The sequence below is a fragment of the Pseudomonas sp. Emmai genome (assembly GCF_055179735.1).
The window spans coordinates 2,279,899-2,302,344 of sequence record NZ_CM143685.1 but is presented as its reverse complement, the minus strand read 5'-3'; the positions used below and the strand labels follow the sequence as shown (position 1 = coordinate 2,302,344).

Here is a 22,446-nt window from a genome sequence, read left to right as displayed (position 1 = left end):
AATGTTTTGTATCCGCCCTGGATACCTGGGCAAACGTGATCCCTGGCCGTGCCATTCGTTCCATTCAATCGTGCGAAACCCCGCAAAATGCAGGATGCACGATGGCCATTCATGCAGATTGCACGAAAGCAAAAAATCGACAACTAAATAACCTATTGATTTATAACGACTTTTAAAAATTTCAGTGCTGGCACAAACGCTGCAACTACCTCTCCATGCTTGCTAATCAAGTGCTAACGGAGCTGATAGACATGAGCCTGATCCAAGAAAAATTTACCTCGCTGTTCTCCAACTTCGACGTGACCACCCAGGCACGCCCTGACGGTGGCATCCTGCTGACGCTGCGCAGCACCGAAGGCAAAGTCTTTAAACGCTCGATTTCCTACCAGCAATTGCATGCCGGCGACCAACTGTCGTGGGTGATCAGCGCGATCCGCCGTGACCTGGCTGAACAGGCCAGCGAATTGCCGCAAATCTCGATGCTGCAGAGCCAGCAGCGGTTTGCTTTGCCGACTTATCATTCGGCGTAAATCGATTGGCGCTTTAAACAAACAGGCCGTGATAGCTTTCGCTTCACGGCCTGAATTGTTTCTGGCGTCACGCAATCCCCTGCAATCCCCTGCATACCTTGTAGGAGCGAGGCTTGCCCGCGAAGGCGGCGTATCAGGCGATATAAATGTTGGCTGATCGGACGCCTTCGCGGGCAAGCCTCGCTCCTACAGGTTGTGTGGGTTAGATAGCGGCGGGGTTGATCCGCGCAAAGCTGTCGACGGTCATGTGCCCTGCCAATTCGCCGCCCTCTCGCGCCAACCCGCAAGTCGCCATTCCCGCCGCGCGGGCCGCGTCCAGTTCTTCGACGATGTCGGACAGGAACAGAATCTGCCCTGCTTCCAACCCAATGGCCTGAGTGATGCGCTCGTATGATTGCGCCTCACGCTTGGGTCCCGACGTGGTGTCGAAATAACCGCTGAACAGCGGCGACAAATCCCCCGCCTCCGAACAGCCGAAGATCAGCTTCTGCGCCTGGATCGAGCCCGAGGAATACACAAACAGTTGAAAACCTTGCTGATGCCAGCGCTTGAGCGCTTCAACGGCATCCGGGTACACGTGGCCTTTCAACTGCCCGGCCTGATAGCCCTGCTCCCAGACCATGCCTTGCAACGCCTTGAGCGGCGTGGCCTTGCGGTCTTCGGCGATCCAGCCCAGCAGGATTTCAATGACCCGCTCAACGTTTGCCTCGGGTTCGTTACTGTCCCGACGCACGGCGTCCAGTTGCTCAGCGACATCCGCCCGTGCGGCGTGTTGGCGAACAAAGTCCGGCAAGTGTTTAGCTGCGTAGGGAAACAACACGTCGAACACAAAACTCACCGCGCTGGTGGTGCCTTCGATGTCGGTGAGAATCGCTTTGATCGGCATTGAATCAGTCCTCCAGGCGCGGGAAGCGGTTGGCGATGTCTTCGCCGGTGAACTTGGCAACCCAGCCTTCGGGGTTGTTGAACAAACGGATCGCCACGAAATGCGGATGCTCGCCCATGTCAAACCAGTGCGGCGTACCGGCCGGGACCGAGATCAGGTCGTTTTTCTCGCAGAGCACGGCGTAGACATAATCGTCGATGTGCAGGGTAAACAGCCCACGGCCGGCGACGAAAAATCGTACTTCGTCTTCACCATGGCGGTGTTCATCGAGGAACTTGGCCCGCAGTTCGGCTTTTTGCGGGTGGTCGCTGTTCAGGCTGATGACATCGACGGTGATGTAGCCTCGCTCGGTCATCAGCTTGTCGATCTGCTCCTGGTAGGCCGCGATCACTTCTTCCTGGCTGGCGCCGGGCTGGATTTTCGCGGTGGCTTGCCAGCGGTCGAAACGCACGCCCTGTTCGGCCAGGGTCGAAGCGATGTCTTCGAAATGTGTCAGCACCTTGTTCGGAATGTCAGGGCTTGAGACGTGGTAAACGGACAGGCTGCTCATCAGGGCAACTCCTTAACGGTTCATGCTTGACGGTTCAAGACCGAGCGCATCTTCAACTCGCACTCGAACAAAAATTCAAAGGCCTCGATCTGCCGCAGGGCGTCGCTCATGCGTGCGCCCCAGGTGTAGAGGCCGTGGCCGCGAATCAGGTAGCCGACGCAATCGGGATGGGCGTCGAGCCAAGGCTGCACCTTGGCGGCCAGGCGCGCAATGTCCTGGTCATTGTCGAAAATCGGCACCCGCACCAACGACTCGTGGGTCGAGACGCCGCTGAAGGCTTTTTGCAGTTCGTAGTCTTCAAATTCGATGAAGGCTTGCGGCGTCAGGCGCGACAGCACCGTGGCGTTCACCGAATGGGTGTGCAGCACCGCGCCGATGTCCGGGCGCCAGCTGTAGAGCTGGGTGTGCAGCAGGGTTTCGGCGGACGGTTTCTTGCCCGGTTCCAGGCTGTTGCCGGACAGGTCGGTGGCCAGCACATCGTCGAGGCCGAGTTGGCCTTTGTGCTTGCCCGACACGGTCAGCAGCGCTTCGGTCGGTGACAGGCGCGTCGAATAATTGCTGCTGGTGGCCGGCGACCAGCCGCGACCGTACAAAAAACGCCCGGCGTCGATGATTTCCTGGGCGAGGTGTTCACGGGTAAGGCTCATGGCCGGTCCTCTTGCATACGTGTGGCAATGATAACGGCAGCGGCGAAGGCTGCGAGGCTGGCAATACTAAAGGTCAATGTGGCGCCGAGGGCATTCCAGCTGTAGCCGGAATACAACGCGCCGAGTGCGCCGCCGGTGCCGGCCAGTGCTGCGTACAACGCCTGGCCCTGGCCCTGCTGACGGGCGCCGAAACTACGTTGCACGAACTGGATGGCAGCCGCGTGAAAGCTGCCGAAGGTGGCTGCGTGCAGTACTTGGGCGAACAACAGCACCCACAAAAACTCAGCGAACGAACCTAGCAGCAACCAGCGCAGGGCCGCCAGCAGAAAACTCGCCATCAGCACCCGGCGCACCGAGAAGCGCGCGAGGATTTTGCTCATGGCCAGGAACATCAGGACTTCCGCGACGACACCGACGGCCCAGAGCATGCCGATCACGCCACGGCTGTAACCGAGACGTTCCAGGTGAAGAGTCAGAAAGGTGTAATACGGCCCGTGGCTCATCTGCATCAGCGCCACGCAACCGTAAAACGCCAATACGCCGGGGCTGCGCAGTTGCTTGAGGAAGCCCTCCCCGGTCACGCGTTCGCTCTGTACCGGTTGTGCGTTTGGCACCCACAAGCTGCTGACGACAATCCCGGCCATGATCAACACCAGCGCCACGGGGTAGACATCCAGGCTCAGCCACTCGAACACCCGCCCGAGGGCGACCACGGTGATGATGAAACCGATGGAGCCCCACAAACGAATCTGGCTGTAGCGAGAGGTCTGGCCCTTGAGGTGCGCCAGGGTGATGACTTCGAATTGCGGCAGCACCGCGTGCCAGAAGAACGCGTGTAGCGCCATGACCATCGCCAGCCAGGCGTAGGTTTTGCTGACGAAGATCAGCGAGAACGTCAGCAACGTGCAGACTGCGCCGAAGCGCACGATGGCCAGGCGTCGGCCAGTGTAGTCGCCGAGCCAGCCCCAGATGTTCGGCGCCACGCAGCGCATCAGCATCGGGATCGCCACCAGTTCGCCGATGCGCGCGCTGGAAAAGCCCAGGTGATCGAAGTACAGCGCCAGAAATGGCGCTGTCGAACCGAGCAAGGCGAAATAGAACAGATAGAAACTGGAGAGCCGCCAGTACGGGAGCGCCGCCAAGGTCTTCAGGCCCCGGCGACTGTGCGGTGAGCCATTAAAGCTGACCCAACACCGGCGTGCTCACTTGCACATCGGCGTTCTGCCCGCGATGACGCAGCAGGTGATCCATCAGCACGATGGCCATCATCGCTTCGGCAATCGGCGTGGCGCGGATGCCGACGCACGGGTCGTGACGGCCCTTGGTGATCACGTCCACCGGGTTGCCATGGATGTCGATGGAACGGCCCGGCGTGGTGATGCTCGACGTTGGCTTCAATGCCAGGTGCGCGACGATCGGCTGGCCCGAGGAGATGCCGCCGAGAATGCCGCCGGCGTTGTTGCTGAGAAAACCTTCCGGGGTCATTTCATCGCGGTGTTCGGTGCCGCGCTGGGCGACGCTGGCGAAACCGGCGCCGATTTCCACGCCTTTCACGGCGTTGATGCTCATCAGCGCGTGGGCCAGTTCGGCGTCGAGGCGGTCGAAGATCGGCTCGCCCAGGCCCGGCATCACGCCTTCAGCGACCACGGTGATCTTGGCGCCGACCGAATCCTGGTCGCGGCGCAACTGGTCCATATAGGCTTCCAGTTCCGGCACTTTGTCCGGGTCGGGGCTGAAGAAGGCGTTTTCTTCCACCGAATCCCAGGTCTTGAACGGGATTTCGATCGGACCGAGCTGGCTCATGTAGCCACGAATAACGATGCCCTGAGTCGCCAGGTACTTCTTGGCAATCGCCCCGGCCGCCACGCGCATGGCGGTTTCCCGGGCCGAGCTGCGACCGCCGCCGCGGTAATCGCGCTCGCCGTACTTGTGGTGGTAGGTGTAGTCGGCGTGGGCCGGGCGGAACAGGTCCTTGATCGCCGAGTAGTCCTTGGACTTCTGGTCGGTGTTGCGGATCAACAGGCCGATGGCGCAACCGGTGGTGCGGCCTTCGAACACGCCGCTGAGGATTTCGACTTCGTCGGCTTCCTGGCGCTGGGTGGTGTGGCGGCTGGTGCCGGGCTTGCGGCGGTCAAGGTCACGCTGCAGATCCTCCAGGGAAATCTCCAGACCCGGCGGGCAGCCGTCGACAATGGCGACCAACGCCGGACCATGGCTTTCGCCTGCGGTGGTGACAGTGAACAGCTTGCCGTAGGTATTGCCGGACATGCGGGACGCTCCGTGAAATCGAACCTGAATACGTAATGCGCGCCAGTATACGCAGGCAACCCAAGTAGTTCATCCTCGAACCTTACCGGTGCCCGCGAGTCCAACCGGCACCTTATCCATGATGGCGTGATGATGCTGCGAGTTCTAGCCTTGAGTCTTACCCTGTTTACCGGCTTCGTTCAGGCCACTGTCCTACAACGACCGATCAGTTTGGATACCGGCACCGGAGAGCTTTTCGGCTCATTGTTGCTGCCTAAATCCGACACGCCGGTGCCGGTTGTCCTGATCATTTCCGGCTCCGGTCCTACGGATCGCGACGGAAACAACCCCGACGGCGGGCGCAACGACAGCCTCAAGCGCCTGGCGTGGGTGCTGGCCAAACACAATATCGCCAGCGTGCGCTACGACAAGCGCGGCGTGGCGGCGAGCCTGGCCGCGACCCCGGACGAACGCAATCTGTCGGTGGAAGCCTACGTAGCCGATGCCGAGGCCTGGAGCCGCAAGCTCAAGGCTGATCCGCGTTTCGGCAAATTGATTCTGCTCGGCCACAGCGAAGGTGCGTTGATCGCCACGCTGGCGGCGCCGAGCGTCGATGCGGCGGCGGTGATTTCCATGTCCGGCAGCGCCCGGCCAGTGGACCAGGTGCTGCGCCAGCAATTGAGCAATCGCCTGCCGCCACCGCTGATGCTGCGCAGCAATGAACTGCTCGACAGCCTCAAGGCCGGCCACACCGATGACAACGTCCCGCCGCAGTTGCAGGTGATTTTTCGCCCGAGCGTGCAGCCGTACCTGATTTCGCTGTTCCGCCAGGACCCGGCGGGCGCTTTCGCCCGGTTGAAAATGCCGGCGCTGATCATCCAGGGCACCAGCGACATCCAGGTCGGCGTCGGCGACGCCAAGCTGCTCAAGGAGGCCAAACCGGACGCCGAACTGGCGGTGATCGAGGGCATGAACCACGTGATGCGCATCGTGCCCAACGATGTGAAACGGCAGTTGGCATCCTATAAGGATCCACAATTGCCCCTGGCCGCTGAACTTGGCTCGCGAATCCTCGGCTTTATTGACGGACTTCGCTCCAGTTGAGCGCTGTTACCCTCTAGTCTTCAAAAAAACGGCCGATAAGCCTTTGTCGCCGGCGCTATGACTGGCGGCAAGCAGCGCTTGGACAGGATCTCGCCGTTATGACTGATACCCAGACTTCACCCGACACCACCGCTGAAAAAGACACACCGCCAGCGGTCGAGTTGCCGTGGGCGGACGTCCACGCCGAGCACCACAAGATGCTTCGCCTGGCGCCGTTGAAGACCGACCGCAACACCGGTAGCCGGCCGTTGCGCTTTGTCGAGTTCGGTTACGCCGAGCGCAACAGCAAGGAACGCAGCCTGATGCGCCTGACCATCAAGTTGCCGGGCCAGCGGGTGCGCAAAGAGCAGAATCACTTGGACGTTTGGGTCGATCACGACACCAAACGCGTGCATTTCGGCCCGGACAGCGGCTTGCAGATCGAGCCGATGAACCGCGGCATCGGACGCTACCTGGCCGCTCAAGGCATTAGCTGGGCGAAAAAGCGTTGGCCCACCTACACCGTCGACGGCAGCGACCTGAACAACAAGGATGCGCTGAACGAAGACACGCGCCTGCGCCGCGATCACTTTTTGCGCATGCACGGTTTTGAAGTCGCGTACGCCGATGCCCAGCATTTGAAGGGCAGCGTCAAAGAGGTCCAGGTCGGCGACTTGCTGGCGGACTGGAACAGCGAAAAGCTGCAACAGGTGGAAATTCTCGAAGCCGCGCAGATGTTGCAGCAGGCGGAGCAGAACCTGGCCGAGCAGGAAGTGAAGCTCAAGAAGCACGAAGAAAAGGTCAGCAAGTACAAGCGTGAAGACGCCGGGCTGCGTTTTACGATTACGTGCCTGGTGGCGTTTTCGGTGTTTCAGGCGGGGTTGTTGATCTGGATTGCGACGCACCGTTGATGGCTGATCGTTCCCACGCTCTGCGTGGGAACGATCTTTAGCGGTTAAACGCGGGACGCAAACACCGCCTGGTGATCGCGGCACTGCTCGGCGGTCAACATGAACACGCCATGCCCACCGCGCTCGAAATCGAGCCAGGCGAAGTCGACTTCCGGGTACAGCGCTTCGACGTGCACCTGGCTGTTGCCTACTTCGACAATCAGCAAACCCTTCTCGGTCAGGTGATTCGCCGCTTCGGCGAGCATCCGGCGCACCAGGTTCAAACCGTCGTCGCCACAGGCCAGGCCCAGTTCCGGTTCGTGCTGGTATTCGTCCGGCATGTCGGCGAAATCTTCCGCATCGACGTAGGGCGGGTTCGACACGATCAGGTCGAAACGCTGCCCCGGCAACCCATCAAAGCCATCGCCCTGAACCGTGTATACCCGCTCATCGACGCCATGACGCTCGATGTTCTGATTGGCCACTTCCAGTGCTTCGAACGACAGGTCGGCCAGCACCACTTCGGCGTTCTGGAACTCGTAGGCACAGGCGATACCGATGCAGCCGGAACCGGTGCACAGGTCGAGAATCCGCGCCGGATCCTTGCCCAGCCACGGAGCGAAGCGCTTTTCGATCAGTTCGCCAATCGGCGAGCGCGGGATCAGCACACGCTCATCGACAATGAACGACATGCCGCAGAACCAGGCCTCGCCCAACAGGTAAGCGGTAGGAATGCGCTCCTCGATGCGACGCTTGAGCAAGCGTTGCAGATTGACCAGTTCATCGTCTTCCAGATTGCAGTCCAGATAGCTGTCGGCAATTTCCCACGGCAGGTGCAATGCACCCAACACCAGTTGACGGGCTTCGTCCCAGGCGTTGTCGGTCCCATGGCCGAAAAACAGATCCTCCCCATGGAAGCGGCTGACGGCCCAACGGATATGGTCACGCAGGGTACGAAGTCGGGAAGTGATCACAGCGGCAACTCCAAATAAAACTGGCAAATAAAACGACGGGCGATTCTAACAGCCAAAACGCGCCACGACGACGCAGGAAAAACACCGGATCAGATGTAGGACTCTTCCATTTTTGTGCTTGGCTATTGAACAGAATGAGCCTCTTGACAAGGCTGCAAGCCAGCAACGACGGTGCCTACGATGGTAGCGATTCACAGAACCGCTCAGCCAGAGGACAATGTCGCAAAAGCCCCACTCCAAGGAGCCCCAGAATGTCCGTTCCACAAACGATGTTTCAACTCAGCGGTCGCGGTTACCCGGCGGCCAAACTGAGCCAGGCGACCCTCATCATCATCGATGCCCAGAAAGAATACCTCAGCGGCCCGCTGGCCCTGAGCGGCATGGAAGCTGCCGTCGCGAACATCAAGCAAATCGTGGCCGCTGCCCGCGCAGCCGGTCGGCCGATCGTGCACGTACGTCACCTCGGCACCGTCGGCGGGCTGTTCGATCCACAGGGCGAACGCGGCGAGTTCATTCCGGGCCTCGAACCAACGAGCGATGAAACCATTATCGGCAAACTGCTGCCGAGCGCGTTCCACGGCACCACGCTGTACGATCGCCTGCAAGAGCTGGGCTCCCTGGACCTGATCGTTTGCGGCTTCATGAGCCACTCCAGTGTCAGCACCACCGTGCGCGCGGCGAAGAACCTGGGCTTTCGTTGCACCCTGGTCGAGGATGCCTGTGCCACCCGCGACCTGCCTTACAAGGGGGGTGTACTCAGCGCCGAGCACGTTCAGCAGACCGAAATGGCAATCATGGCGGACAACTTCGCCACCCTTGCCCTGACCCACGATCTGATCTGACCGACTTTTGATGAGCGGCACATGCCGCCGCTCATCCGCAAAAGCCTCTCATTTGCTGCAATTGCCCTAGCCTCAGGAACATCCCGGTCAACTCCCGGTCGAAGGGCCGATACCCATTGAGGAAGGTCGGAATGAAGTTATCCGATGGTTTTGACGCACGCCGCTTGCGGCCCAAAGGCCAAAGCAACTGGCGTTTTCGAATCGGTGCAGCGATTGCCGCCCTGCTGGCGATGCTCGGCGTATTGATGACGCTGGCCGGTGTCGGCAGCCTGCTCGGCCACGCGCCCGCACTGGGCGAGTTGAATACCAACAAGGTCGGCGCGGCGGTGATCGCGGTGATCGGCCTGTTCGTGCTGTACATCGGCGTGTGGCTGTGGCGCCGCTGCCGTCGCCGCTCGCGCCAGTCGCAAGCGCTGAACATGTCCCCGCACCTGATGAAAAAACACGACTGAATCCTTGGGCTCGGCAACTTGCCGGGCCCAATTGTTATGGATCGCGTCCCGACTTGGGTAAACTGCCCTCCTTCGCGGAGGCTGACATGCAAGACGACGATTTTTCCCTGTTCAAAAGTGCGACTCAAGGCATCAAGCCGATCAAGCACGATCGCGCCGAAACCGGCAAACCCAAAAGCGACCGCGCCCAGATCGCCAAGCTGCGTCAGGCCGCCACCGTGCGCACCGATGCCACCACCGTTGATGGCTTGTCCGATCAGTTCGTGATTGATGTCGGCCCGGAAGATGAGTTGATGTGGGCCCGCGACGGTGTGCAGGAAAGCCAGATCCGCAAACTCAAGATTGGCCAGATCCCGTTCGAAGGCAGCCTTGACCTGCACGGCATGAACGTGGAAAAGGCCCGGGAAACCCTCTGGGCCTTTCTCGCCGAAGCAACCAAATTCGAAATCCGCTGCGTGCGCGTCACCCACGGCAAAGCCGTGCGCCTGGACGGCAAGCGGCCGATGATCAAAAGCCACGTCAACACCTGGCTGCGCCAGCATTCCCAAGTGCTCGGCTTCACCTCGTGCCAGGCCAAACACGGCGGCGCCGGCGCGGTTTATGTGCTGCTCAAACGCACCATGATGGAAGGTCGCGACGAGTAAAGCTGTCGCGCCACGCTTGCAGCGCCGTGTTTGCCACCGTACCCTTGCCCTTTGCGAAAAATCCCACAGGTAGTTTCATGTCCCTGGAACAGAATTACACCGCGATTCTCGGTCAATTGGGCGAGGACGTGTCCCGCGAGGGCCTGCTCGACACGCCAAAGCGTGCCGCCAAAGCCATGCAGTACCTTTGCCGCGGTTATGAACAGACACTGGAAGAAGTCACCAACGGTGCCTTGTTCAGCTCCGACAACAGCGAAATGGTGCTGGTCAAGGACATCGAGCTCTACTCGTTGTGCGAACACCACCTGCTGCCGTTCATCGGCAAGGCCCACGTCGCCTACATCCCGAGCGGCAAGGTCTTGGGGCTGTCGAAAGTCGCGCGGATCGTCGATATGTATGCGCGTCGCCTGCAAATCCAGGAAAACCTCAGCCGCCAGATCGCCGACGCGGTCCAGCAAGTCACCGGCGCCCTGGGCGTTGCGGTGGTGATCGAGGCCAAGCACATGTGCATGATGATGCGCGGTGTCGAGAAGCAGAATTCGTCGATGATCACCTCGGTGATGCTCGGTGAGTTCCGGGAAAACGCCGCCACCCGCAGCGAGTTTCTCAGCCTGATCAAGTAATCCGCAGCACGAAGAAAACCGGCATTCATCGCCGGTTTTTTTTCGCCTGTGAAAAATCAGGTAAGCTGCGCGCCTTTCTCGATTCCCACCGTGAGGCTTTCAACGTGTTCGTAAAAGCGCTTCGTGTCGGCCTTGGCCAACTGATCATCTTCATCGACTTCATCACCCGCCCGGGCAAAAAGCAGCGCCCGGCCGAGGTCCAGGCCCAGGTCAACAACGCCGCCAAGGGCCTGACCCTGTATCAGTTCCACGCCTGCCCGTTCTGCGTGAAGACCCGCCGCACCCTGCGCCGCTTGAACGTACCGGTGGCGCTGCGCGATGCGAAGAACAACGAGCAGGATCGCCAGGCGTTGCTGGATCACGGCGGCAAGATCAAGGTGCCGTGCCTGCGCATTGAAGAGAATGGGCAGACCACCTGGATGTATGAGTCCAAGGTGATTATTGATTATCTGGATAAGCGCTTCGCTGCGGCCTGATTTTTCAGTGGCGTTTTTGCGGACGCCATCGCGGGCAAGCCTTGCTCCTACGGATTGGTGGCGCTGCTCACATTTTGCGATCACTCCCAACCTGTAGGAGCAAGGCTTGCCCGCGATGAGGCCCGCCCTGCCACCGCAAATCCCAGATAAAAATAAACCGGCCCTCAAGCCGGTTTTTTATGACTTCAGGCTGCCTTTGCCGCTTGGGCCTGCCTCACCACCGCCGCCAACCGCTTGAGGCCTTCTTCCAGCCGCGCCGGGTCGATGTGACTAAAATTCAGCCGCAAATGGCCGGGATTGTTATCCGGATCAGGGAAGAACGGTTCGCCCGGCATAAACGCCACGTCCGCTGCCAAGGCCGTCTTGAGCAACGTGCGGGTATCCAGCGGTTGCTTGAGCGTCAGCCAGAAAAACAGCCCGCCTTGCGGCACGTTCCAATCCGCCAGATCGGAAAAATGTGTTTTCAGTGCCGACTGGAAGGCATCCCGACGCATCCGATAGAAATCCCGCAGCTCACTCAGATGCTGCTGGAATTTCTCGGTGCCGATCCATTGCAGCGCCTGCCACTGCCCTACCCGATTGGTGTGCAGGTCCGCCGATTGCTTGAGCCGCAACAAGTGCGGAAACAGGTCCGGACTGGCGATCAGATAACCAACCCGCAGGCCCGGCAGCAGGGTTTTCGATACGGTGCCGGTGTAGATCCAACTGGCGGTTTTCAAGCGACTGACGATTGGCGTGGCGCTGGCGCCGTCGAAGGTCAGTTCGCGGTAGGGCTCGTCTTCGATCAGCGTCACGCCAAACTCATCGAGCAGCGCCGCCACCGCATCGCGTTTGGCTTCGCTGTAGCGCACGGCCGACGGGTTCTGGAAAGTCGGGATCAGGTAAATAAACGCCGGACGATGTTTTTCCAGGCGCGCGCGCATTTGTGCAAGGTCGGGCCCATCGGCCTCCAGCGGCACGGTGATGCAGTCGGCGCCGAACAGCTGGAAAATCTGCAACGCCGCGAGATAGGTCGGCGCTTCCAGCAGGATCTCAGTGCCTTTGTCGATATAGAGCTTGGCCGCCAGATCGAGGGTTTGCTGGGAGCCGCTGACCACCAACACCTGGCTCGCCTCACACGGTACGCCCAACGCCCGCGCTTCGGCCGCCAGGGCTTCTCGCAGTGCCGGCTCGCCTTCGCTCATGCCGTATTGGCCCATGGACAACGGCATGTCAGCCCACTCGACCTTCGGCAGCATGGCTTCGGCCGGCAAGCCGCCAGCGAACGACATCACCTCTGGGCGCTGGGCGGCGGCGAGGATTTCTCGGATCAAAGAACTTTTAAGGCGCGAGACACGTTCGGAAAAAGCCATGGGGTCACCGGTAGCGAGGCTAGAAGAAAATGAGTCAAACTGATTGACCGAAATTACGACAGCTTGAGCGGATACGTCAATATGCTTGACCTTAAAAACCCCACAACTCAGCAACACGCCATGGAAGCGTTTTTCTTCGGCTACCAGGCGTTCACCGCCAAGGCCGACGAAATGCTTGAGCGTCGTGGCTTGAGCCGAGTGCATCAACGCATCGTGTTTTTCATCGCCCGTTATCCGAACCTGAGCGTGAAGGAATTGCTGGCGTTGCTCGGCGTGAGCAAGCAGGCGCTGAACATTCCGCTGCGGCAATTGGTGGAAATGCATCTGGTGGAGAGCGTGGCGTCCGAGGCCGACAAGCGTAAGCGGTTGCTGGAGCTGACCGAGGATGGCGCGCGGTTCGAGCAGTCATTGCGGCGTGAGCAGGTGAAGTTGCTGGAGCGGGTGTTTGCCGAGGCTGGGGAGGCGGCGGTGGATGGGTGGTTGGCGGTGAATCTGGCGTTGGGGAACAACCAGCAGACGATGTGACCTTGAGTCCGCCTTCGCGGGCAAGCCTCGCTCCTACAGGGTCATGCGTTTATCTGTAGGAGCGAGGCTTGCCCGCAAAGGCGTCACCGCAGGCGATATATCCCTATCGCCAAAACTTTCGTCTACAAAATCAAAAACATTATTTGCTTTATTTGTATACAAAAGCATAATCCACTTCGTGCGAGTTCCTGACCAAGCGGTCAACAAATTCGCAAGTGCCTCAAAGGGCCGCTGCCACCCTCATGGGTCCGGCCCTGGAAATAAAAATAAAACTCTTGAGGAGTATTCGCTGTGGAAAGCCGCAAATCCGAAGCCCCGACGCTGGACCTCTCGCCGCCATTACGCAATGGCTGGCTGGAACGCCTCTTCAAACTCAGCTTGCATGGCACCACGGTGAAGACCGAGCTGATTGCCGGTCTGACAACCTTCATCACGATGGCTTACATCATCTTCGTCAACCCGAACATCATGGCTGACGCTGGCATCGATCACGGTGCCGCGTTTGTCGCCACCTGCATCGCCGCCGCGCTCGGTTGCCTGTTGATGGGCCTGTATGCCAACTGGCCGGTCGGCCTGGCGCCGGGTATGGGCCTGAACGCGTTCTTCACCTACACCGTGGTCGGCACCATGGGCTACAACTGGGAAACCGCCCTCGGTGCGGTGTTTGTCTCCGGTGTGTTATTCATGATCCTGACCTTTTCCAAGATCCGCGAATGGCTGCTCAACAGCATTCCCGTGAGCCTGCGCTACGCCATGGGCGCGGGTGTCGGGCTGTTCCTGGGGATCATCGGCCTGAAAACTGCCGGCATCATCGTTGCCAGCCCGGCCACCCTGATCAAGCTCGGTTCCCTGCGCGAACCCGGTCCGCTGCTGGCCGCCATCTGCTTTCTGATGATCGCCGTGCTCAGTTACCACAAGGTGTTCGGCGCGATCCTTATCAGCATCATCACCGTGACGGCCGCCGGCTGGGGCCTGGGCCTCGTCCATTACGAAGGCATCATGTCCGCCCCGCCGAGCCTGGCCCCGACCTGGATGGCCATGAACATCGCCGGTGTGTTCAACGTCAGCATGATCAGCGTGGTGCTGGCGTTCCTTTTCGTGCACATGTTCGACACCGCCGGCACCCTGATGGGTGTGGCCCAGCGCGCCAACCTGGTGAACGCAGACGGTCGTATCGAAAACCTCTCCCGCGCGATGAAAGCCGACAGCGCCTCCAGCGTTTTCGGGGCGATGGTCGGTGTTCCGCCGGTCACCAGCTATGTAGAAAGTGCCGCGGGTGTCGCTGCGGGTGGTCGGACTGGTCTTACCGCCGTGACCGTAGGTGTGCTATTTATTGCCGCGATGTTCTTCGCACCGCTGGCTGGCATGATTCCGGCTTATGCCACCGCCGGTGCACTGATTTATGTGGCGATGCTGATGATGAGCGGCATGGCTCACATCGAATGGGATGAAGCGACCGACAGCATCCCGGCGATCGTCACCGCGATCATGATGCCGCTGACCTTCTCGGTCGCCGACGGCATCGCGCTGGGCTTTATCACTTACGTGGTGCTGAAGGCCGGCACCGGTAAGTACAAGGAAATTTCCATCAGTCTGTGGGTGCTCTGCGCGATCTTCATCGCCAAGTTCATTTTCTTGTAACCCGTCATAGCTTCAAACAGCCTCACCCCGTCGGGTGGGGCTTTTGCACATTAGGAGGAAAGTGATGAGTCTGGAAACCTGGCTGCTGTTCAGCGGCGCTGCGCTGGTGGTGATCCTGATCCCGGGGCCATTGTCTTTGCTGATGATCAGCAACAGTTTGAACTACGGTTTGCGCCGGTCGTACCCGGCGTTTCTCGGTGGCGTGATTGCTTCGATTTGTCTGCTCAGTGCCTCGGCACTGGGCCTGGGCGCCCTGCTGCTGGCATCGGAACAGCTGTTCAGCGCGCTGAAGATCGTGGGCGCGCTGTACCTGTTCTACCTCGCCTGGCAGAGCTGGCAGCAATCGCGCCAGCCATCGGTGGGCGCTGAAGTGCCCCAGGCTGCGCCGGTACCGCGCTTTCGTGCCCTGTTCGGGCGCGCGTTTGTGTTGGGCGCGAGCAATCCGAAGGACATTCTGTTCTTCGCCGCTTTCCTGCCACAGTTCTTGAGTGCCGAGCAGCCGTTTTTGCCGCAGCTGCTGGTGATGATTGCGACCTGGACCGTGCTCGATCTGCTGTGCAAGTTGGCGTATGGGCTGGGCGCCCATGGCGCGGCTCGGTATCTGCGCACGGGTAAAGGACAGAGTTGGTTTAACCGGATCAGCGCGGGGTTGTTCAGTGGTGCGGGGGCGGCGTCGTTGTTGAGCCGTTAAGGGCAAAAGCTTCGCGGGCAAGCCTCGCTCCTACAGGGTTTGTGTCGTTCACCGGCATTGCGGACGGCACAACATCTGTAGAAGCGAGGCTTGCCCGCGAAGGCGTCATCCGCCACACCACATTTTCCGGGACAAAAAAAAGCCCGCAGTGTGGGCGGGCAAAAGACCAAAGAAGCTTTATGCGCAGATTCTTGGGGGAGTCTAGCTTCCTCTGTAGGTCGAATAGCTGTACGGCGAAATCAGCAGCGGCACGTGGTAGTGATCCTGTTCCGCAGAGATGCCGAACCGCAGCACCACCACGTCGAGGAACGCCGGCTCCGGCAACTGAACGCCACGGGCGCGGTAGTAATCGCCCGCATGAAACTGAACCTGATAGACCCCGGAACGGTAGTCATCGCCTTGCAGCAACGGTGCATCGACACGGCCATCGCTGTTGGTGATCGCGCTGGCGACCAATTCCAGCTGCGAGCCTTCAACGCGGTACAACTCGACCTTGATCGAGCTGCCCGGGCAACCGTGTGCAGCGTCCAAAACGTGTGTAGTCAAACGTCCCATTGATTCTGCGCGCCTGCCTGCATACAGCAGTCAGGCCTCGCGCCTCCCGAAGTCAGTTGAAAAGGAGACCGCACCGTTTCGGAGCACGAAAAGCTGCGGCGAGCGACTGATTAAGACACTTTTCAAAAAAATTGTACACAATAAAAACGACATTTTTATCGCCACCACCGCCACACAAGGTTTCCCGGCGAATCTGACCACGAACCATGCGTGCAGCGGACCTCTTACCCATTAGCTGACCAGCCAGGCAGGTTTCTTGCAGTAACACCCATTCATGACAGTCAGTGAAAAATGCAAAAAATCAGGCTTACAAATTGAATATAAAGTTGTATACAATCAGCCCATCGCTGTGACGCCACACCAGGCTGCCACACAACTCTGACCTTGAATAAGTCGACACGAACAAGAAGGAAGACTGCAGTGAGCGCTGACTACCCACGCGACCTGGTTGGTTACGGCAGTAACCCTCCGCACCCACACTGGCCGGGCAATGCCCGCATCGCCCTGTCCTTCGTGCTCAATTACGAGGAAGGTGGCGAGCGCAATATCCTGCATGGCGATAAAGAATCCGAAGCCTTCCTTTCGGAAATGGTCTCGGCGCAGCCGCTGCAAGGCGCGCGCAACATGAGCATGGAATCCCTTTACGAGTATGGCAGCCGCGCCGGCGTGTGGCGGGTGCTTAAACTGTTCAAGGAATTCGACATCCCGCTGACCATCTTCGCCGTCGCCATGGCCGCCCAGCGCCACCCGGACGTGATCCGTGCCATGGTCGAAGCCGGCCACGAAATCTGCAGCCACGGCTATCGCTGGATCGACTACCAGTACATGGACGAAGCCCAGGAACGCGAGCACATGCTCGAAGCGATCCGCATCCTCACCGAACTCACCGGCGAACGCCCGTTGGGCTGGTACACCGGCCGCACCGGCCCGAACACCCGCCGGCTGGTGATGGAAGAAGGTGGTTTCCTCTACGACTGCGACACCTACGACGACGACCTGCCCTACTGGGAACCGAACAACCCAACCGGCAAGCCGCACCTGGTGATCCCGTACACCCTGGACACCAACGACATGCGTTTCACCCAGGTCCAGGGTTTCAACAAGGGCGACGATTTCTTCGAATATCTCAAAGACGCGTTCGATGTGCTGTACGCCGAAGGTGCCGAGGCGCCGAAGATGCTCTCGATTGGCCTGCACTGCCGCTTGATCGGCCGTCCGGCGCGTCTGGCCTCGCTCAAGCGCTTTATCGAATACGCTAAAAGTCATGAACAGGTGTGGTTCAGCCGTCGCGTCGACATCGCTCGCCACTGGCACGAAACCCACCCGTACCAAGGGGCTGCGAAATGAGCACCTTTCAAACCGTCAAACCATCGAGCCTGAGCCGCGACGCGTTTGTCGCCGCGTTCGCCGACATCTACGAACATTCGCCATGGGTGGCCGAGAAGGCCTTCGACCTGGGCCAGGACGCTTCGATCGACGAGATCGAAACCCTGCACCAGCGCATGAGCGACATTTTGTTGAGCGCTGACCAACACAGCCAACTGGCCCTGATCAACGCTCACCCCGACCTGGCCGGCCGTGCGGCCGTCCAGGGCGAACTGACCGAAGCCAGCACCAATGAACAGGCTGGCGCCGGGATTCACCAATGCACGGCCGAAGAGTTCCAGCGCTTCACCGAGCTGAACGACGCCTACAAAGCCAAGTTCAAGTTTCCCTTCATCATGGCGGTAAAAGGCAGCAACCGGCATCAGATCCTCGCGGCGTTCGAAACGCGCATTCACAACACGGAAGACACCGAGTTCAAATGCGCGCTGGCGGAGATCAACAAGATCGCCCTGTTCCGATTACTGACCCTATAGCGATCCTGGCCCAAGAAACCTCATGAACGCTTGCGTTTCCCTGGGCCCCGAGAGCATCCCAAGCCAACTAATTAAAGGCAGACAAGAAGAATGAAAGCTTACGCCGTACCTTTCGAGAAGTTCGTCAACCTGGCCGACGCCCGCCTGGGCACCAAAATCATCTCGGTCACCGATGACTGGTTCGCTGATGCCAACCGCCTGTTCCAGCCGACCCCGGCCGTGTGGAAAGAAGGCGTGTTCGATGACAACGGCAAGTGGATGGACGGCTGGGAATCGCGCCGCAAGCGTTTCGAAGGCTATGACAGCGCAGTGATTCGCCTGGGTGTCGCGGGTTCGATCAAAGGCGTGGACATCGACACTTCATTCTTCACCGGCAACTACCCGCCGTCGGCGTCCCTGGAAGCCTGTTTCCTGGCTGAAGGCGAGCCGACCGAAAACACCCAGTGGGTTGAAGTGCTGTCGGCCGTCGAGCTGCAAGGCAACAGCCACCACTACCACGAAATCAACAACGACCAGGCCTTCAGCCACCTGCGCTTCAACATCTACCCGGATGGCGGCGTAGCGCGTCTGCGTGTGTACGGTGTGCCGCACCGTGACTGGTCGGCGGTGGGCGACAACGAGCAGATCGACCTGGCCGCAGCCCTCAACGGTGGCCGCGCCCTCGCCTGCTCCGACGAACATTTCGGTCGCATGAGCAACATCCTCAACCCGGGCCGTGGCATCAACATGGGCGATGGCTGGGAAACCGCGCGTCGTCGCACACCGGGCAATGACTGGGTGATCGTGGCGCTGGGTCATGCCGGCGAAGTCGAGAAAGTCATCGTCGACACCCTGCACTTCAAGGGCAACTACCCGGACACCTGCTCCATTCAAGGTGCATTCGTGAAGGGCGGTACCGACAGCCAGATCGAAACCCAATCGCTGTTCTGGCGCGAACTGCTGCCGGCGCAGAAACTGGAAATGCACGCCGAACACAGCTTCGCCGAGCAGATCAAGGCCCTGGGGCCGATCACCCACATCCGCCTCAATGTGTTCCCGGATGGGGGCGTGAGTCGCCTGCGCGTATTGGGCAAGGTCGCTAAATAACACCCGATCGTTCCCACGCTCTGCGTGGGAATGCATCACCGGACGCTCCGCGTCCGCTTTGGATGTGACGCAGAGCGTCACGGGCTGCATTCCCACGCAGAGCGTGGGAACGATCAACAGAACTCAACGAAAAGAAGACCAGCATGCGCACACTGACGATTGAACCGCTGACCAAAGAAGCCTTCGCCCCTTTCGGTGACGTGATCGAAACCGACGGCAGCGATCACTTCATGATCAACAACGGTTCGACCATGCGCTTTCATAAACTGGCGACGGTGCAGACCGCCACGCCAGAAGACAACGCGATCATCAGCATCTTCCGCGCCGACGCGCAGGACATGCCGCTGACCGTCAGCATGCTGGAGCGTCACCCGCTGGGCAGCCAGGCTTTCATTCCGCTGCTCGGCAACCCCTTTCTGATCGTGGTCGCGCCACTTGGCGATGAACCTGTATCAGGCTTGGTCCGCGCCTTCGTCACCAACGGCAGGCAGGGCATTAATTACCATCGCGGCGTTTGGCACCATCCGGTGCTGACGATCGAAAAGCGGGATGACTTCCTGGTGGTTGATCGCAGTGGCACAGGCAATAACTGCGATGAGCATTTTTTCAAAGAGGATGAGCGGTTGATCCTTGCCCCCCACCAATAAGAGAAGGTCTGATCACTCGACAACAGAGTGACAGGCGAGAGGTAAAGACTGTGGAAGCACATCTGTTGGAATGGCTGAACCTGAGCGTGCGCTGGGTTCACATGATTACTGGCGTGGCCTGGATCGGTGCGTCGTTCTATTTCGTCTGGCTGGAAAACAACCTCAATCGGGTCAACCCGAAAAGTGGTCTGGCAGGCGATCTGTGGGCGATCCACGGCGGCGGTATCTATCACCTGGAAAAATACAAACTGGCTCCACCGACCATGCCGGACAACCTGCACTGGTTCAAATGGGAAGCCTACTTCACCTGGATGTCGGGGATCGCGCTGCTGTGCGTGGTGTTCTACTCCAACCCGACACTCTATCTGCTGGCCCCGGGCAGCACCCTGAGCGGTCCTGAAGGTGTGGCCATCGGTATCGGCTCGCTGTTCATCGGCTGGTTCATCTACTCCTTCCTCTGCGACTCAGCCCTGGGCAAACGCCCTGCCCTGCTCGGCGGCATCCTGTTCGTGCTGATCATTGCGGCGGCCTACGGCTTCAGCAAAGTGTTCAGCGGTCGTGGTGCGTACCTGCACGTCGGCGCGATCATCGGTACCATCATGGTCGGCAACGTGTTCCGCATCATCATGCCGGCGCAACGGGCACTGGTGGCGGCGATTGCCGAGAACCGCACGCCCGATCCGGCGCTGCCGGCCAAAGGCTTGCTGCGTTCGCGTCATAACAACTACTTCACCTTGCCCGTGCTGTTCATCATGATCAGCAACCACTTCCCGAGCACCTACGGCAGCCAATACAACTGGCTGATCCTGGCCGGGATCGCGGTGCTGGCGGTGTTGGTGCGTCACTACTTCAACACCCGCCACGACAGCCACAAGTTTGCCTGGACCCTGCCGGTCGCAGCCGTCGGCATGATCAGCCTGGCCTACGTGACGGGCCCGGCGCAAATGCCGAGCGCACCGGAAGTGGCCAAGGCCCCTGGCACCATCGAGTACCAACCGTTGCCGGAAACCGCCGTCGGTGGAGGCCTCAAACCTGAAGCGGCGAAACCTGCAGCTCCAGCCGCCGCACCGGCGCAAGCATCGAACCAGGGCCCGGCGTTCGACAAGGTGCACAGCGTGATTCAGGAACGCTGCGCCGTGTGTCATTCGGCCAAACCCACCAGCCCGCTGTTCAGTGCAGCCCCGGCCGGCGTGATGTTCGATACCCCGCAACAAATCCAGCAATTGGCCCCGCGGATCCAGGCGCAAGCCGTCGCCAGCCAGATCATGCCACTGGGCAACATCACACAGATGACCCAGCAGGAACGTGACCTGATTGGTGCGTGGATCAACCAGGGAGCCCAGACCAATTAATCGCTGAAAAGCTTCGCGGGCAAGCCTCGCTCCTACAAGGTCCACGCTGACCTGTAGGAGCAAGGCTTGCCCGCGAACGGCCGCGCCGCGGTCACCTGATACAAAAATCACAAGAATAAAAAAGATCCGAGGTGTTGCATGTCCGAGCTATCCGAAGCGCGCATCCCCGACGCACCCGCCATTCAGCGTTTGCCCCTTTTGCAACTGATCCTGGTCGGTCTGCAACATGTTCTGCTGATGTACGGCGGTGCCATCGCGGTGCCGCTGATCATCGGACAGGCCGCTGGCCTGAGTCGTGAAGAAATCGCCTTCCTGATCAACGCCGACCTGCTGGTGGCCGGCATCGCCACCATCGTGCAATCCCTCGGCATCGGCCCGATGGGCATTCGCATGCCGGTGATGATGGGCGCCAGTTTCGCTGCGGTCGGCAGCATGGTCGCCATGGCCGGCATGCCCGGGATCGGCTTGCAGGGGATCTTCGGTGCGACCATCGCCGCCGGGTTCTTCGGCATGCTCATCGCGCCGTTCATGTCCAAAGTCGTGCGTTTCTTCCCGCCGCTGGTGACCGGCACGGTCATCACCTCGATCGGTCTGTCGCTGTTCCCTGTGGCCGTGAACTGGGCCGGCGGCGGTGCCGGCGCCGCTCAATTCGGCTCGCCTATTTACCTGGCCATCGCCGCACTGGTGCTGGCCACGATTCTGCTGGTCCACCGCTTCATGCGCGGGTTCTGGGTCAATATTTCCGTGCTGATCGGCATGTGCCTGGGCTACGTACTCTGCGGCGTGATCGGCATGGTCGACCTCAGCGGCATGGCCCAGGCGCCGTGGGTGCAGATCGTCACGCCGCTGCATTTCGGCATGCCCAAATTTGAACTCGCACCGATCCTGTCCATGTGCCTGGTGGTGGTAATTATCTTCGTCGAGTCCACCGGGATGTTCCTCGCCCTGGGCAAGATCACCGACCGCGAAGTCTGCCCACGGATGCTGCGTCGCGGCCTGCTGTGTGACGCCGCGGCCTCGTTCTTCGCCGGATTCTTCAACACCTTCACCCACTCCTCCTTCGCGCAGAACATCGGCCTGGTGCAGATGACCGGCGTGCGCTGCCGCTCGGTGACCATCGTCGCCGGTGGCTTGCTGGTGATGCTCAGCCTGTTGCCGAAAGCGGCGTTCCTGGTGGCGTCGATTCCCCCGGCAGTCCTCGGCGGCGCGGCGATTGCGATGTTCGGCATGGTCGCGGCGACCGGGATCAAGATCCTGCAAGAAGCCGACATCGGCGACCGGCGCAATCAGTTGCTGGTGGCGGTGAGCATTGGCATGGGCCTGATCCCAGTGGTGCGTCCGGAGTTCTTCGCGCACCTGCCGATGTGGATGAGCCCGATCACCCACAGCGGCATCGCCATGGCGACCTTGAGTGCCCTGTCCCTGAACCTGCTGTTCAACATTCTCGGCGGTAAAGAGCGCGCAGCCATCAACGACTGCGCCGCCCACCCGCACTGATCGAAACCTGCGACCTGGCTGCCCTGTGGCAGCCAGCAACTGCCTGCGCCTCAACAATAAAAACAAGAGGAAGCACCAGATGGTTTTTACCCCCTCAAGTCTGTCGTTTTGCGACGCCAGGCCACCCGCCGCCAACCGTGCCCCAAACCTGTCGTCGGTGCGCTGTTGCGGGGCACTTGAGACCTGGCCAAGGAGTCAGTATTCTCCGCGGCCGCCCGAATCCGGTCTAAAAAAAAGCCCGGATTTAATTCCTGACCAGAAAGCCAACTTACCCCGGCACTGGACGGTAGCAAGGCATTCAAAAATCTCCCGTAATCGACTGTTTTCGAACAGCCGAACGGGAGTTTTTTGGCTTTTCGAAAGCCTTGGCTCAGCTCTTGCTAACAGCAACAAAGCT

General features: G+C 60.0%; 25 protein-coding genes. 17 read left to right on the top strand and 8 right to left on the bottom strand.

The window, feature by feature from the left end; translation table 11 throughout:
• Positions 1–251 precede the first annotated feature (251 nt).
• The gene (locus ACY4LX_RS10500; protein WP_054048577.1) at positions 252–530 is read left to right on the top strand and encodes a DUF3509 domain-containing protein; all 279 of its coding nucleotides are present in this window, start codon (positions 252–254) and stop codon (positions 528–530) included.
• 202 nt (positions 531–732) lie between these two features.
• On the opposite strand, the gene mtnC is transcribed toward ACY4LX_RS10500, so the two are convergent.
• From mtnC to aroC, 5 genes are read right to left on the bottom strand one after another with little or no spacing between them, the layout of a single operon-like run.
• Entirely contained in the window at positions 733–1,416 is a 684-nt protein-coding gene (mtnC, locus tag ACY4LX_RS10495; RefSeq protein WP_463259839.1) for an acireductone synthase, read from the bottom strand.
• Positions 1,417–1,420: 4 nt separating this feature from the next.
• Positions 1,421–1,966 carry a 1,2-dihydroxy-3-keto-5-methylthiopentene dioxygenase gene (locus ACY4LX_RS10490; RefSeq protein WP_149656884.1) on the bottom strand — a complete coding sequence of 182 codons (546 nt, stop codon included), beginning with the start codon at positions 1,964–1,966 and terminating at the stop codon, positions 1,421–1,423.
• A 20-nt stretch (positions 1,967–1,986) separates the two neighbouring features.
• On the bottom strand, positions 1,987–2,613 hold the full coding sequence (locus tag ACY4LX_RS10485) for a methylthioribulose 1-phosphate dehydratase (RefSeq protein WP_149656885.1): 627 nt from the start codon (positions 2,611–2,613) through the stop codon (positions 1,987–1,989).
• The gene (locus ACY4LX_RS10480) at positions 2,610–3,755 is read right to left on the bottom strand and encodes an MFS transporter (RefSeq protein ID WP_149656886.1); all 1,146 of its coding nucleotides are present in this window, start codon (positions 3,753–3,755) and stop codon (positions 2,610–2,612) included. The genes ACY4LX_RS10485 and ACY4LX_RS10480 overlap by 4 nt, the downstream gene beginning before the upstream one ends.
• A 34-nt stretch (positions 3,756–3,789) precedes the next feature.
• Positions 3,790–4,881: a chorismate synthase gene (gene aroC / locus ACY4LX_RS10475; RefSeq protein WP_149656887.1), complete on the bottom strand. Its 1,092-nt coding sequence runs from the start codon at positions 4,879–4,881 to the stop codon at positions 3,790–3,792.
• Between the two features lie 129 nt (positions 4,882–5,010).
• Between aroC and ACY4LX_RS10470 the strand changes: the two genes are divergently transcribed.
• Both ACY4LX_RS10470 and ACY4LX_RS10465 read left to right on the top strand, forming a co-directional pair.
• Positions 5,011–5,964, top strand: a complete 954-nt coding sequence (locus ACY4LX_RS10470; protein WP_463259838.1) for an alpha/beta hydrolase — start codon at positions 5,011–5,013, stop codon at positions 5,962–5,964.
• A 98-nt stretch (positions 5,965–6,062) separates the two neighbouring features.
• The gene (locus tag ACY4LX_RS10465; RefSeq protein ID WP_463259837.1) at positions 6,063–6,854 is read left to right on the top strand and encodes a hypothetical protein; all 792 of its coding nucleotides are present in this window, start codon (positions 6,063–6,065) and stop codon (positions 6,852–6,854) included.
• Between the two features lie 44 nt (positions 6,855–6,898).
• On the opposite strand, the gene prmB is transcribed toward ACY4LX_RS10465, so the two are convergent.
• Positions 6,899–7,807 carry a 50S ribosomal protein L3 N(5)-glutamine methyltransferase gene (gene prmB / locus ACY4LX_RS10460; protein ID WP_149656890.1) on the bottom strand — a complete coding sequence of 303 codons (909 nt, stop codon included), beginning with the start codon at positions 7,805–7,807 and terminating at the stop codon, positions 6,899–6,901.
• Positions 7,808–8,058: 251 nt separating this feature from the next.
• On the opposite strand from prmB, the gene ACY4LX_RS10455 reads away from it, so the two are divergent.
• From ACY4LX_RS10455 to ACY4LX_RS10435, 5 genes are all read left to right on the top strand, one after another.
• Complete coding sequence (locus ACY4LX_RS10455; RefSeq protein WP_149656891.1) at positions 8,059–8,649, top strand: cysteine hydrolase family protein; 591 nt, start codon at positions 8,059–8,061, stop codon at positions 8,647–8,649.
• A 131-nt stretch (positions 8,650–8,780) separates the two neighbouring features.
• On the top strand, positions 8,781–9,101 hold the full coding sequence (locus tag ACY4LX_RS10450) for a hypothetical protein (RefSeq protein WP_149656892.1): 321 nt from the start codon (positions 8,781–8,783) through the stop codon (positions 9,099–9,101).
• 86 nt (positions 9,102–9,187) lie between these two features.
• Positions 9,188–9,745 (top strand): Smr/MutS family protein, encoded by a 558-nt coding sequence (locus ACY4LX_RS10445; protein ID WP_133836618.1) that lies wholly within the window; start codon positions 9,188–9,190, stop codon positions 9,743–9,745.
• A gap of 77 nt (positions 9,746–9,822) precedes the next feature.
• The gene (folE, locus tag ACY4LX_RS10440; protein WP_003204506.1) at positions 9,823–10,368 is read left to right on the top strand and encodes a GTP cyclohydrolase I FolE; all 546 of its coding nucleotides are present in this window, start codon (positions 9,823–9,825) and stop codon (positions 10,366–10,368) included.
• A 104-nt stretch (positions 10,369–10,472) separates the two neighbouring features.
• The gene (locus tag ACY4LX_RS10435) at positions 10,473–10,844 is read left to right on the top strand and encodes a glutathione S-transferase N-terminal domain-containing protein (RefSeq protein WP_149656893.1); all 372 of its coding nucleotides are present in this window, start codon (positions 10,473–10,475) and stop codon (positions 10,842–10,844) included.
• Between the two features lie 185 nt (positions 10,845–11,029).
• Here ACY4LX_RS10435 and ACY4LX_RS10430 read toward each other — a convergent pair whose 3' ends face one another.
• Complete coding sequence (locus ACY4LX_RS10430) at positions 11,030–12,196, bottom strand: aminotransferase-like domain-containing protein (RefSeq protein WP_463259836.1); 1,167 nt, start codon at positions 12,194–12,196, stop codon at positions 11,030–11,032.
• Between the two features lie 81 nt (positions 12,197–12,277).
• On the opposite strand from ACY4LX_RS10430, the gene ACY4LX_RS10425 reads away from it, so the two are divergent.
• From ACY4LX_RS10425 to ACY4LX_RS10415, 3 genes are all read left to right on the top strand, one after another.
• Positions 12,278–12,721 carry a MarR family winged helix-turn-helix transcriptional regulator gene (locus ACY4LX_RS10425; protein WP_463259835.1) on the top strand — a complete coding sequence of 148 codons (444 nt, stop codon included), beginning with the start codon at positions 12,278–12,280 and terminating at the stop codon, positions 12,719–12,721.
• A 291-nt stretch (positions 12,722–13,012) separates the two neighbouring features.
• Complete coding sequence (locus ACY4LX_RS10420) at positions 13,013–14,362, top strand: NCS2 family permease (protein WP_149656896.1); 1,350 nt, start codon at positions 13,013–13,015, stop codon at positions 14,360–14,362.
• A gap of 64 nt (positions 14,363–14,426) precedes the next feature.
• The gene (locus ACY4LX_RS10415; RefSeq protein WP_054048710.1) at positions 14,427–15,053 is read left to right on the top strand and encodes a LysE family translocator; all 627 of its coding nucleotides are present in this window, start codon (positions 14,427–14,429) and stop codon (positions 15,051–15,053) included.
• A 201-nt stretch (positions 15,054–15,254) separates the two neighbouring features.
• On the opposite strand, the gene uraH is transcribed toward ACY4LX_RS10415, so the two are convergent.
• Positions 15,255–15,608: a hydroxyisourate hydrolase gene (gene uraH / locus ACY4LX_RS10410; protein ID WP_010456673.1), complete on the bottom strand. Its 354-nt coding sequence runs from the start codon at positions 15,606–15,608 to the stop codon at positions 15,255–15,257.
• Positions 15,609–16,028: 420 nt separating this feature from the next.
• On the opposite strand from uraH, the gene puuE reads away from it, so the two are divergent.
• The 6 genes from puuE (at position 16,029) to ACY4LX_RS10380 (ending at position 22,049) form a co-directional block, all read left to right on the top strand.
• Complete coding sequence (gene puuE, locus ACY4LX_RS10405; RefSeq protein WP_054048713.1) at positions 16,029–16,955, top strand: allantoinase PuuE; 927 nt, start codon at positions 16,029–16,031, stop codon at positions 16,953–16,955.
• Positions 16,952–17,467, top strand: coding sequence for a 2-oxo-4-hydroxy-4-carboxy-5-ureidoimidazoline decarboxylase (gene uraD, locus ACY4LX_RS10400; RefSeq protein WP_463259834.1), 516 nt, complete (start codon positions 16,952–16,954; stop codon positions 17,465–17,467). Before puuE ends, uraD begins: the two co-directional genes overlap by 4 nt.
• 90 nt (positions 17,468–17,557) lie before the next feature.
• Positions 17,558–18,553 carry an allantoicase gene (gene alc / locus ACY4LX_RS10395; RefSeq protein ID WP_463259833.1) on the top strand — a complete coding sequence of 332 codons (996 nt, stop codon included), beginning with the start codon at positions 17,558–17,560 and terminating at the stop codon, positions 18,551–18,553.
• A gap of 143 nt (positions 18,554–18,696) precedes the next feature.
• Entirely contained in the window at positions 18,697–19,200 is a 504-nt protein-coding gene (locus ACY4LX_RS10390) for an ureidoglycolate lyase (protein WP_010456681.1), read from the top strand.
• 50 nt (positions 19,201–19,250) lie between these two features.
• Positions 19,251–20,552 (top strand): urate hydroxylase PuuD, encoded by a 1,302-nt coding sequence (locus ACY4LX_RS10385; RefSeq protein WP_463259832.1) that lies wholly within the window; start codon positions 19,251–19,253, stop codon positions 20,550–20,552.
• 138 nt (positions 20,553–20,690) lie between these two features.
• Complete coding sequence (locus ACY4LX_RS10380; protein ID WP_463259831.1) at positions 20,691–22,049, top strand: nucleobase:cation symporter-2 family protein; 1,359 nt, start codon at positions 20,691–20,693, stop codon at positions 22,047–22,049.
• Positions 22,050–22,446 lie beyond the last annotated feature (397 nt).